Below are 12,877 nucleotides of genomic sequence, written 5' to 3'. Positions count from 1 at the left end.
TGTCTACTATACCTGTGGAGAAAGATTTCTTCAATATTATGCAATAACTTACAACTCTGTTTCCTTTAATTTTTCTGCGTTTTCTGCAACAGTTAGTGCATCTATCATGTCTTGAATTTCGCCATTCATGAAGTTTGGCAAATCATGAGTAGTAAAACCTATACGATGGTCGGTTACTCGACCTTGTGGATAGTTGTATGTGCGTATCTTGGCAGAACGGTCTCCGGTAGAGACAAGACTTTTACGTCTGTTTGCAATGTCATTTACATATTTCTGATGCTCACGGTCGTATATAAATGTACGCAATCTCGATAAAGCTCTTTCCTTATTTTTAGGTTGGTCGCGCGTTTCAGTACATTCTATAAGGATTTCTTCTACCTCACCTGTATTAGGATTTTTCCATGGATAACGTAAACGAACTCCCGATTCCACCTTATTTACATTTTGACCTCCCGCACCGCTCGAACGGAAAGTATCCCATTTAATGTCGCCTTCGTTAATGTTTACTTCAAATTTATCAGCTTCTGGAAGTACGGCAACTGTCGCTGCAGATGTCTGCATACGACCTTGCGTATCGGTAGAAGGAACGCGCTGCACACGGTGGACACCTGACTCATATTTCAAAATTCCATAAACGCCAGCACCAGCAACAGCAAAATCAATTTCTTTAAATCCACCAACAGTTCCTTCCGAAACTGATGTTATAGATAGTGTCCAGCCTTTCTTGTCGCAGTATCGTTTGTACATATTGAAAATATCGCCAGCGAACAATGCAGCTTCGTCTCCGCCTGCTCCTGCTCTGATTTCCATTTGCACGTTTTTGTCATCTTCTGGATCTTTAGGAACAAGTAAAAGCTTAATTTCTTCTTCAAGCTTTGGTTGCAGTTCTTCGTTCTCACTCAGCTCCATTCTTGCCATTTCTTTCATTTCTGGATCGGTTTCGTTGGCAAGAATGTCTTTAGCTTCAGTGATTGTAGCAAGGCAATTTATATATCGCTTACGAGCGTTCATAATATCACCAAGATCTTTGTATTCCTTAGTGAGCTTTACATATCGTTGTTGGTCGCTTATTACGTCAGGGTCTGTAATGAGCGTAGAGACTTCTTCAAAACGTGCTTCAAGTCCATCTAGTTTTTTTAATATATTATTCTCCTCTGGCATATCTTTTTCTATTGTTATTTTGTATAGATGTATAGAATATTATTGTTTAATAATTAAATTCTCCGAATTCGCTTTTGATAGTTAAGCTCTTTTTACCTTCTTCAATATGACCGATAACTTGTGCATCAATATTGAATTCCTTGCTAATAGCAATAATAGAATTAGCCATTTCAGGGCTGACATAAATCTCCATTCTGTGTCCCATATTGAAAACTTGGTACATTTCTTTCCAATCTGTTCCGCTACATTCCTTTATAGCTTTAAATAGGGGAGGTACAGGGAACATATTATCCTTTATTACTTTGCAGTTATCATTTACAAAGTGTAGAACTTTTGTTTGTGCTCCACCTGTGCAATGTACCATTCCGTGAATCTTGCTACGATACTCATCAAGTATTTGCTTAATTACTGGAGCATAGGTACGGGTAGGGGAGAGAACCAATTCTCCAGCATTCAAAGGACTGTCTTCTACAGCATCAGTAAGTTTATATTTACCACTATAAACAAGCTCATTAGGTACAGCGTGGTCGAAACTCTCAGGATACTTTTCGGCTAGATACTTTGAAAAAACATCATGGCGTGCACTCGTAAGACCATTACTGCCCATTCCTCCATTATACTTCTTTTCATAGGTTGATTGTCCTGTCGAACTTAAACCAACGATAACATCTCCTGGACGAATATTTGCATTATCAATAACATCAGAGCGTTTCATTCTACAAGTAACAGTAGAATCTACAATGATAGTACGCACTAAGTCTCCTACGTCCGCAGTTTCTCCACCAGTAGGATAAATACCTATTCCCATTTCTCTCATTTCTGCCAACAACTCGTCTGTACCATTTATTATGGCAGATATAACTTCTCCAGGAACAAGCATCTTGTTACGTCCGATAGTAGATGATACTAGAATATTATCAACAGCACCAACACACAACAAATCGTCTGTATTCATAACTATGGCGTCTTGCGCTATACCTTTCCATACACTTAAATCGCCTGTTTCTTTCCAGTACATATAAGCCAAGGACGATTTTGTACCAGCACCATCGGCATGCATTATGTTGCAGTATTCCTCGTTACCTCCCAAGATATCTGGAATGATTTTGCAAAATGCTTGTGGGAAAATTCCTTTATCTATATTTTTTATAGCGTTATGTACGTCTTCTTTGGCAGCACTAACGCCACGCATTGCATATCTATTATTCATTTCTTTAGTACTATTCTCCGATTTTCTTATTTTTCTTTACTATTCCATATATCCCAGCTTGCGAAAGCTTGTAAAAGTAACATTTCTAATCCGTTCTTAACAACAGCACCATATTCTTTACCCTTTGCCATAAAACATGTAACATTAGGATTATAAAGCAAATCGTATAAGAGGGTATGATTATCCATAGCCTCGTATGGAAGTGGCAAACATTCATCTACGTTCGGATACATTCCCACGGGAGTACAATTTACTATTACATTAAATTCTTTTATTATTTTGGGAGACAAATCGTTGTAGGTTAATACATCTATATTTTTACGTCTTGAAACACATTTTGTTTCAATGCCTAAAGATTTTAATCCATAACATACAGCTTTAGAAGCACCACCAGTGCCTAATACTAAAGCCTTTTTATGGTAGCGCTCTAATAGGGGTTCTATGCTTTTTGTGAATCCTATAACGTCTGTGTTATACCCCTTAAGATGTGTTTTATTGCCAAAATGATCGACGCGAATAACATTTACTGCGCCAATAGCTTTTGCTTCTGGACTCAAAGAGTCGAGATACTTTATGATTTGTTCCTTATAAGGTATCGTAACATTAAGTCCTTTTAAATTTGGAGTTGTATCAATAATCTCTAAAAGGTCTTCGATTGATGAAATTTCATAATTATTATACTCAGCATCTATTCCTTCATTTTGAAATTTCTCATTGAAATATCCCTCTGAAAAAGAATGTTCTAATGGATAACCAATCAGTCCATATTTGTCCATAAGCAACTAATTTTATTTTTCAGCAATATACATAGTGCAGATTCCAAATGTTAAACGTGTAAAAGACGTTTTAGTAAAACCTGCACTTTGAAGTATATTCATCATGGTTTCACCTTGTGGAAATGCAGCTATAGTTTTATTTAAGTAATCGTATGCACTGCTATCTTTTGAAATTAAGCGTCCATAAAATGGTAGAACAACCTTTGAATATATTTTAAAAAGTTGTTTCATTGGGAACGATATAGGTGTTGTAAGCTCTATAATGCATAAGTGTCCACCTTTTTTTAATACTCTATACATTTCTCCAAGTCCTTTCTCAAGGTCCTGAAAATTACGAATTCCAAAAGCGGCTGTTACAGCGTCGAAAGTATTGGAAGGGAATGTTAGGTTTAGACAATCTTCTTTCTGAAATGAAATAATACTATCTAAACCTTCTTCCTTAACTTTTTGTCTGCCAATTTCCATCATTTTGTCAGAAATATCAGCACCGATAAGTGTTTTTGGTAAAAGCATCTTTGCTGACATAATTGCAAAATCACCAGTCCCAGTTGCAATATCAAGTATTGTTTTAGGAGAAAATGGAGCGAGCCTTCTAATGGCTTTTTTACGCCAACTTTTATCTATATTCCATGACAACCGATGATTTAAGGTGTCGTAGGTCGAAGCAATATTATCAAACATTTCTTCGACCACCTTACCTTTTTCATCAGTGCTATTATAGGGTTTTATTTTCTCTTGATTATACACGCTGATGTTTATTAGTATCTTGCAATTTTATTTTGGAAATCTCTTATTTTCTTGCTGCTAGATATTGGCTCACATTCTTCTCAATCCGTTCTGCTAAATCTGTTCCGTCATCAACTTTCACAAAAGGTTCTCCTGTGATATGTTCGTAGAGTTCAATATACCTGTCGCTAACACTTTTTGCATACGCATCTGTTATTTCGGGCATTTTTTGTCCTGGTTCGTTCATAAAGTTATGCTCTATCAACCATTGTCTAACGAATTCCTTAGAAAGTTGCCTTTGTGGTTCGCCTTTAGCTAATTTCTCTTCATATCCATCAGCATAAAAGTATCTACTAGAATCTGGTGTATGTATTTCGTCTATTAAATAGCATTTACCGTTGCGTTTGCCAAATTCATATTTAGTATCAACAAGAATAAGACCTTTTTGTGCAGCAATTTCTTGTCCACGTGCAAAAAGTTTTCTTGTCCAGTCTTCAATTATATTGTAGTCTTCTTCTGAAACAATGCCTTGCTTAATTATTTCTTCCTTGGAAATATTCAAGTCATGACCTTCATCAGCTTTAGTAGTTGGTGTGATAATTGGTTCAGGGAAACGTTCATTCTCTTTCATTCCATCAGGAAGCTTTACTCCACAAAGTTCCCTACAACCTGCTTTATATTCTCTCCATGCAGAGCCTGTAAGGATTGAACGAATAATCATCTCCACTTTAAATCCTTCGCATTTCAATCCTACTGTAACCATAGGATCGGGAGTTGCCAATTTCCAATTAGGACAGATATCTGAAGTTAGATCTAAGAATTTTGAAGCAATTTGGTTCAAAACTTGCCCTTTGAAAGGTATGCCTTTGGGTAGTACTACATCGAAAGCGGAGATACGATCGGTTGCAACCATAACAATTAAATCATCGTTAATGTCGTACACATCACGAACTTTTCCGTGATAAACATTCTTCTGTCCTTCGAACTTGAAATCGGTTTTAATCAATGCATTCATAATTTTATAATTTTATGGAGTTGTTTTGTTTTTTGCTTTATCGTGTTCATCGTAAGCATTAACAATTTTTGTTACGAGTTTATGCCTTACTATATCTTTTTGGCTGAGTTTAACTATTGCTATTCCTTCTGTATCATTAAGTATTTCTACTGCTTCTTTTAGTCCACTCTTTTGATGGTAAGGAAGGTCTATCTGTGTTAAATCGCCTGTTATTATCATCTTCGAGTTCATTCCCAATCGTGTGAGAAACATTCTTATTTGTGCTGTTGATGTGTTTTGTGCTTCGTCGAGTATAATTATAGCATCGTTCAATGTTCTTCCTCGCATAAATGCAAGTGGAGCGATTTGTATAATGTGTTTATCTACCATATCTTGAAGCTTAACAGCTGGAATCATATCCTCTAAAGAATCGTATAATGGCTGAAGATAAGGGTCAATCTTCTCTTTCATATCGCCGGGTAAAAAGCCTAATTTCTCTCCGGCTTCTACTGCTGGACGCGAGAGTATTATTTTTTTTACTTCTTTTGCTTTTAAAGATTTAACGGCTAGTGCAATGCTTAAATAGGTTTTACCTGTACCTGCGGGTCCTACTGCAAACACCATATCGTTCTTATTGAAAGCATCAACTAACATTTGTTGATTATTAGAGCGACTTTTTATTGGTTTTCCTGAAACTGAATAAACCAATACTTCTTTTTCGGCATCTATCTTGGTTTGTTTTCCATTTACAATATCAAGAATATCTTTTTCGCTTATAACGTTATACGTTGAAATATGTTTGCGCATATTCTCAATATCTTCTTCTAATTTTGCCATTTGCTCTTCGTCTCCCAAAATTCGTATAACATTGTCGCGAGCAACAATTCTCACTTTTGGGAAGAGAGACTTTATCATCTGTAGATGCGCATTACCAACGCCATAGAAAACTACGGGGTCAATATCATCAAGAACAATATGTTTTTCTATCAATTTCTTTCACTAATTTTAATATTGCTGCAAAGTTAATATAAAAAGGTGAACCATACAAATATTTATTATGCCTTATAAGGTGAATTATCAAAAAATAACTACCCATAAAATCAGCCAATAAGCGTAAAATTATGAAGAAGCTTTTAGGAAAATTTCTTCGGTATTGCAAAATCACTTCTTCACTAAAATTCTGTTTATTTTCTCTTTTATAGAATTAACAGATTCTATCGTTTATCTGCACTCTTTATATCTGTTTTCTCTATGGCGTAGAGCCTAAATAAAGCTTTTTCCTGGTCTGAATTCTCATTACTTATGCACACTTCTTTGTGTCTATCTTTATAATCTGCATTTATGTATTGTTTCGGTCTTAATTATTCACGTATTTGTTTCCATTTATATACTATTATGTATCAACGCAATACTGATTAGATACTATTATTTACACGTAAGTAAAACTTTATTTACGTGTAAGTAAAACTTTATTTACGTGTAAGTAGAACTTTACTTACGTGTAAATAAAACTCTACTTTGCTTTCGTAAATAATGTTTATTACCTATAAAAACGTTATGGATATATATACGGAACGAAGGAATGTTGTGATGAAATTATTGCTTGTTCGTATTACAGTGCTTCTTTATGCACTATCTAAATTCTGTTCCTAAATGTGTGGTTGGCTTATTGAGTGTTATTTTTCTATGTTAAAACATTGTATTTCTATCTTGAATGTTATAAAAAAATACCTACCTTTGTATCTATGAAAGTGAAAAGGAAGATAACGAAAAATAATTTTTTATTTGGGTTTATGGCTATAACTGTTTTTCTTGCGGTTGTTAGAGTTATATTCCCTTCAATTGCGAAAGATTCTAATTCTGTTAAAGGTAAGGCTCTATCCGTTGATACTACGCACTTAACTTCGGGAATTATTAGAACTGCAGAGATTACGGATCAGAATGATTCTATTTCTCAGTATTTTGTACCAATAAGCCAGCTTACACATTTTTTTGATAGTAATAATAAAGTGGTAAAACATCGCATTATAGGTGTTGCAAATTACGATAAGAGTTTTCCAGATTCGCAATATGTACAATTAGAATCGTCTAAGAAGTATGCTGTAAAAGTAGTTTTAAATAGGCAAGATGCAGAATTGCGGAAGAAAGAGCTTGTATACATTGGTAGCAACCCTTTCTTTGTTGTAAAACGTTTGTCGAGTAGCATTCCATATCTTGTGCCAAAAGCTTCTATTTTGCTCCAAGATATAGGACGAAACTTTTTCGATAGTCTTCAAGTGAAAAATATTCCACTTACAAAATTGTTGGTTACAAGCGTTCTGCGTACAAAAGAAGATGTAAGAAAATTAAGACGTTATAATCATAATGCAACCGAAAATAGTTGTCATCTATATGGAACAACGTTCGATATAGCTTACAATAAGTATTCGCCCATAACTCGCTCTGTACGCGATGATACTTTGAAATGGATTTTAAGCGAAGTTCTTAACGATTTACGTAAGCAGGGACGTTGCCACATTAAATACGAGAAACATCAAGGTTGCTTCCATATAACAATCCGATAATGTGGTATACAAATATTGAATTGCACATACCTACAATGTTTATTTTTGGTATGTGCAATTCTTCTGCTGTATTTATTTTTCTCCTTCTTTAATATCCTCTATACTAATAGTAGGTTTAAGAAGTCCAGCACGTATTAAGATGTTAGCTATTTCTCCATCATCAGCTCGTCTGTAAATACTATAAGCATATCGTGGTTTGCCATTCGGAAAAACTCCCATAGGCTGTAGTATCTCCATTGCTCCTTCTGACAAAGCTAATATTTCTATATCGTTAAAATCTTTTATTGATAGTCGATTATTCTTTGCATCATACTTGTAATCATACTCGTAGCTAACAGTTTTTCCATTAGCCGACGAAAAAAAGAATGTGTGGCATTTCCCATCTTTAAAGTAATAGTTAATAGGACTCTGTCCCAGTATTGACCGATAGTAATCTTTGGTATCCAATTCACCATTTTCTAATACTATTCTAGTAGAAATCCATACAAAACCACCATGTGCTACTAATTCATTGAATTCTTCTACAGAAATCTTTTGTTTATTCTTCACAGAGCATTCACCTTTCTGATTAATTACGAACTTCATATTAGGAGTAAGATTCATTACTTGCATTTCTGTTTGTTGTTTAGGAGTTTTACATGCATAAATGCCCATTACCACTGCGGTAGAGGAAATGATAAATGATAGTTTCCGCAAAATTGCTTTTTTATTCATAGTTATATTTGTTGTTTCTTGTAATATCTATTGTCTTATTTTATAGAGAGTAGGAGAGAGCATTAAGTTCATCTCGCTATACTCGTAGCAAATGAAGTTCTACTTTTAGCTATGCAACATTTTTATTTTACCATTATACTATAGTAAACGTATATTGCTAAAAATATAGTAATATCGCAATCCACTTACTTTAATGTTATAAAAGAGAACTCATAGATTCAGCATTTGATATGGCAAAAATACAAATAAAATCTAAGAAACTCACCCTTTTGCACTAATATTCCCAAATTAGCATAGTTGCAATTGTAGAAATGGAATATTAAAACAAGAGTAAATAATAAGGTTTCAACCAGTATTTACAATGAATTGGCTTTTCTTTATTTCGCCACGCACGATATAGTTTAAATAGCAAATGCTATCGTATTGTCTTTCTTTATTCAATGCCTATAAGTTTACGCCAACCACCCATTCCAAAATTTACATAATCGGTAATAATACCATTTATTTCTACTTCAGTTAGTCCCTCGTGTGTAACAATATACCTAATAACACTTGCCCACAATCCGCACATAATACGAACAAAGTGTGGCGATATATTTGTATTAATGTGTGAAGATAAATTTTTAATATTTGCCAAATAAGCTATTCCGTCAGAATATGCCGTTTCCAATAATCTGTCAAAATCGTTTTCTAATGATGTTCCAGCAGTTTCAAAGATAAGCATATAAAGCTCTTTACGAAAAGGAATAATAAGTGATGACACTTGTTGGTACATCATATCATAGTAAACTTGATTATGGAAGATGTCGATAGATACATATTCTTCGCTAATAGACTTATTATGATAATCTTTGAAGGCTGTGAATAAAGGGGCAAGAACAGCCCTCAGTAAGTCGTCCTTGCCCTTATAATAATTATACACATTGCCTACTGCTACATTTGCTTTACTAGCTATGGTTTTAATTGATGTACGTTTTACACCATTATTTATAAACTCTCTACTTGCTACAGCAAGAATTCGGTTTCGTATTTCGTCTTTCTGTATTTGCATCGATTATTATTTTATAGTAAGTAGGCTATACTTCTATCCTTATTCTACGAAGCTATAAAAGAAACTTGGGTTTCCTTTTACCTGTATAATAGGGCCTGCTACTTCTTTTGTTGCTGGGTTGTAAGTGTAGAAACCGTTAGCCTTCTTATTAGCACTGCCAAATACAATCAGATTTTTATATTTACCAACGGCTATACCTTGTGGGTTAGAAATTTCCATTCCATTGATAACACTCAATGTTTTCTGTTGCAAATCTATTATGATAGGAACATTGGTTAAACTAATATAAGGATTGCTCATTCCATTTGGATCTAAGCCAAACGAGTTAGCATAAGCATATACTTTTCCGTTTCCACCATAACAAATAGTAGCAAAGAAATCGGCAAATTTTGTTGTTAATCCTCTTACTTCTGTATTATCTAATCGTATACAATAATCGGGGTCAATATCAGTAGTTCCGTTCTTAATACGTGCAATTCCACCATGTAAGCCTGGAATAAAACCAAACGAACCTATACAATTTATATATATATCGTTATTTTCGTCTACAAAGATTGAACCTGGATCTATTGGACGTGTAGCAAAGCTCATACCTAATGATGTATTCACAATATGCTTTTCCACTTTATCTGTTTTTGTGTCTATTACAGCCAACTCTATATTGTTACGTGTTGGCATATATTGTGCATTCATTTGGTTAAGTCCAACAAAAAGTTTACCATCTCTAATAACCATAGACGCTGGAGAAACATTTGTATCCGCTTGTTTCAAGCTATTCAAATCAATCTCTCCAATGCGTGTCATAGTAGTAGGATTAAACACAAGTATAGTTCCCAAACCTTGTAAGCTAATGTATGCTTTCTCGTTATTTAGTTCGGTAACACAACACGCAGCAGCCTTTGGTGGTATTGGCATTGTTCCTTTTTTGCTCCATTTATTATCAGCATTGATTTTGTAACATATTAATTCGGCTTTTGTATTGCCCATATAGTCTGGAAGAACATAGATATTTCCCGATTTAGCTACAATGGGTGTTGTACCGAAACCTACTGGTATACCGTTGGTATTGTCATAACTTCCAGGTTGTAAATCTGGAAGACATTGCATATAAACACTACCATTGTTTCCTTCAGGATTAGTGATACCAGCTGTAAAAATTATACCTTTAAATGGTTTCTCATTTACTCCATTAGGATTAGGTTTAGGTTCATCGCTGTTGTTGCATGAACAAACAAAGGCCATCATTGTGATGACTGTGAAGATGATTTTTAAGTTTCTCATAATTCTATCTTTTATTAATTAATTATTTAAATAGGTATCTTATCTTTATTCCTATGTAGCGTCCAGGTAACGGACGGTTTAATTCGGACATTGTACGACGATTAGTTAGATTCTTTGATTTTAATGTAATTGTCCAACGGTCGTTACAGAAGCTATATTCTAGGGCTGCATCCATTGTTATTGAGGTTGGAATTTTACGTTCTTGATACTTACTAACTTCAAAGTCGTAAAAGTATTGATGTATATATGAAGCATCGAGGAGTAATCTAATATTTTGCCCGTGTCCACCAAAGATATTTTCTTTGTGTATTTCGGTACCAAAGTTAGCTAATAGGTAAGGCACATTTGGAATGCGCATATTGCGTGTAGGATTCTCAACTTCTGTTCCTGGAATTGTTTTTCGCATATCACGAAGATCTTGATAGGTTCCGTTTGCATAGATATAGAGTAGAGGACAGATATCTCCTTTAGCCTCCAATTCTATTCCTCTTGTGCGTACACTGCCAAAGTTACGATAGCGTGCCATTGTAGGGATCATATCGGGAGTAAAGCGTATCATATCCTTCAATTGATTATAGAAGCCATTCAGCTCTATTTCTATAAGTCCACCATCGGTTTTTATATGGCGATAAAGAATACCAAGATTTATTCCCGACGTGCGTTCTGGTTTCAATGCTGGTGAGGCAAGTATAGAGTAACCATTACCAATAAGTTCTTCGCTAGTAGGTATGCGTACTTCAGAGTTAAATGAAAATTTAATCATTAAATCGTTTGAAAACTTATAGCGCATAGCGTCACTGAAGCCGAAAAAGTTTTTAGATATCTTTACTGGTTGAGGTTCTTTTACGGAATAAATATCTATACTGCGAGAATGAGATGAGAATAAGAAGTTTTTCAATGTGAACGCATTTTGAAAACGTCCATTAAACAACGTCAAATCGTACGAAAGTCCTGCGGTCATTGTTTTCATCTTACTTGGGAAGTTTGCACGGAATCCCAACGATTTATCCATTAAAGAGTCGTTTGGGTATAGAGAGTTTTGGTCTGCGTAAATATTTAGGTTCACTGCATGGTGCATATCAATAGTATAAGCCATATTAAGTTTAGCAGTCAGCTCGTTAGATTTGTTGTTTCCATCTGATGCAAAGTTATTTTGTTCACCTCCAAATGGAGAAACTGGGGGAAGAGTTTTTCCATCCCAATCGTAACGATGCATTGCTTTATCGCATAATCCATATTTACCAGATACATATCCTGCATCAAAATCGAGGTCCAATCCATCTAAAAAGAAATTCTTACGTTTCAGAGTCAAAGCCGTAACATAGTTTATAGAATGGTTGTAAGCCTCACGTATATCGAGATCAATACCTTGTATTTCTTGTTTAGTTCTTAATAGAATAAGCTCCCATTTCATTTCATCGAACCACCACTTAGTTGCTTTTATAGATATGCCACCCATAATCTTCTTAAAACTGTCATGATTTCGTTCTACAACACGTCCGTCCAAATTAGCTAAAGCCATTTTGTAGTTGTTCTTAGCAAATGATACGACTCCACCCATTCCAAATTGTAAGCCACTTTTATGATTAGTACGCTTTAGAACTGTAGATATTTGGTGCGTATTGAATGAACCTATTTCGTAAGAGAAGTCTAAATAAACGGGTGGATATTCCTTTGTAACCACATTGACAGCTCCTCCTAATGCCGAACCACCGAATTTGTAAGGCACTATACCTTTATATACTTCAATTCGTTCTATCATATTTGTGGGGATATCGTTTAATGCCACGAAGTTGCTTAGCTGCGACATAGGCGTTTCGTCTATATAGATTCCCATTCGCTTTCCTTCCAATCCACGAACAGATATTCGAGATGCACTTCCCATACCACCAGTATTTCGCACTGTAACTCCTACGGTTCTGGCAAGTACGTCGTTAATATTAGAGGCTGTACCTTGTAGTTGTTGTTGTCCTATTACAGATATAGGCATAGCCGATTCGCGTAACTTCCGAATTTCACTCCGAGTAGTTACTGTAACTCCTTCTAACATATTTTCTGTAGGAGTTAATTGTATGTTTACACAAACAGAATCAGATAAGATTATATTTTTTCTTTCTGTTTTGTAACCTATGTGTCTCACAGTTAGTGATGTTTTTAGTAACTTGTGCACACTTACTTTATAGTATCCTTGTGCGTTGGTGGCAATCCCATTACTATTTGCAGCAACAGAAACCCATGCATCAACAATAGGACTACCGGTATTGGCATCTGTTACTTGTCCGCATATAACTGTTTCTTGTGCAGAGAGTGTTAATATAGAAAATAGACAAAGCATGGTCAAGAAGATCTTCTTCCAATTATATTGTGAATTGGAACACAATTTTCTGTTTGTTAAAGCTC

General features: G+C 35.0%; 11 protein-coding genes. 1 reads left to right on the top strand and 10 read right to left on the bottom strand.

The annotated features are described in order from the left end of the window. Nucleotides 1-48: 48 nt before the first annotated feature. The 6 genes from prfA to DX009_RS05715 are packed head-to-tail and all read right to left on the bottom strand — an operon-like array spanning nucleotide 49 to nucleotide 5,857. On the bottom strand, nucleotides 49-1,161 hold the full coding sequence (prfA, locus tag DX009_RS05740) for a peptide chain release factor 1 (protein ID WP_115083315.1): 1,113 nt from the start codon (nucleotides 1,159-1,161) through the stop codon (nucleotides 49-51). 46 nt (nucleotides 1,162-1,207) lie between these two features. Next, entirely contained in the window at nucleotides 1,208-2,371 is a 1,164-nt protein-coding gene (locus tag DX009_RS05735) for an AIR synthase-related protein (protein ID WP_115083314.1), read from the bottom strand. Between the two features lie 26 nt (nucleotides 2,372-2,397). Beyond that, on the bottom strand, nucleotides 2,398-3,147 hold the full coding sequence (locus DX009_RS05730; RefSeq protein WP_006044797.1) for a shikimate dehydrogenase family protein: 750 nt from the start codon (nucleotides 3,145-3,147) through the stop codon (nucleotides 2,398-2,400). A 12-nt stretch (nucleotides 3,148-3,159) separates the two neighbouring features. Beyond that, complete coding sequence (gene ubiE / locus DX009_RS05725; RefSeq protein WP_115083313.1) at nucleotides 3,160-3,894, bottom strand: bifunctional demethylmenaquinone methyltransferase/2-methoxy-6-polyprenyl-1,4-benzoquinol methylase UbiE; 735 nt, start codon at nucleotides 3,892-3,894, stop codon at nucleotides 3,160-3,162. Between the two features lie 43 nt (nucleotides 3,895-3,937). Further along, a complete protein-coding gene (locus DX009_RS05720; RefSeq protein ID WP_115083312.1) occupies nucleotides 3,938-4,888 on the bottom strand; it encodes a phosphoribosylaminoimidazolesuccinocarboxamide synthase in 951 nt (316 codons plus the stop codon). A gap of 12 nt (nucleotides 4,889-4,900) precedes the next feature. After that, nucleotides 4,901-5,857, bottom strand: a complete 957-nt coding sequence (locus DX009_RS05715) for a PhoH family protein (RefSeq protein ID WP_115083311.1) — start codon at nucleotides 5,855-5,857, stop codon at nucleotides 4,901-4,903. A 755-nt stretch (nucleotides 5,858-6,612) separates the two neighbouring features. On the opposite strand from DX009_RS05715, the gene DX009_RS05710 reads away from it, so the two are divergent. Next, nucleotides 6,613-7,431: a DUF5715 family protein gene (locus DX009_RS05710; RefSeq protein WP_115083310.1), complete on the top strand. Its 819-nt coding sequence runs from the start codon at nucleotides 6,613-6,615 to the stop codon at nucleotides 7,429-7,431. A 72-nt stretch (nucleotides 7,432-7,503) separates the two neighbouring features. Here the strand turns inward: DX009_RS05710 and DX009_RS05705 are convergent, their stop codons facing one another. From DX009_RS05705 to DX009_RS05690, 4 genes are all read right to left on the bottom strand, one after another. Further along, entirely contained in the window at nucleotides 7,504-8,145 is a 642-nt protein-coding gene (locus DX009_RS05705) for a hypothetical protein (protein WP_115083309.1), read from the bottom strand. Between the two features lie 433 nt (nucleotides 8,146-8,578). Beyond that, nucleotides 8,579-9,196, bottom strand: coding sequence for a TetR/AcrR family transcriptional regulator (locus DX009_RS05700; RefSeq protein WP_006044804.1), 618 nt, complete (start codon nucleotides 9,194-9,196; stop codon nucleotides 8,579-8,581). Between the two features lie 39 nt (nucleotides 9,197-9,235). After that, nucleotides 9,236-10,477 carry a hypothetical protein gene (locus DX009_RS05695; protein WP_115083308.1) on the bottom strand — a complete coding sequence of 414 codons (1,242 nt, stop codon included), beginning with the start codon at nucleotides 10,475-10,477 and terminating at the stop codon, nucleotides 9,236-9,238. A 22-nt stretch (nucleotides 10,478-10,499) separates the two neighbouring features. Next, on the bottom strand, nucleotides 10,500-12,812 hold the full coding sequence (locus DX009_RS05690) for a TonB-dependent receptor (RefSeq protein WP_410525569.1): 2,313 nt from the start codon (nucleotides 12,810-12,812) through the stop codon (nucleotides 10,500-10,502). Nucleotides 12,813-12,877: the final 65 nt, after the last annotated feature.

It is taken from the genome of Prevotella pallens, from assembly GCF_900454935.1.
In the GTDB taxonomy this organism is placed as follows: domain Bacteria; phylum Bacteroidota; class Bacteroidia; order Bacteroidales; family Bacteroidaceae; genus Prevotella; species Prevotella pallens.
The sequence above is the reverse complement of the archived record's forward strand: the minus strand, read 5'-3'. Positions and strand labels throughout refer to the sequence as shown.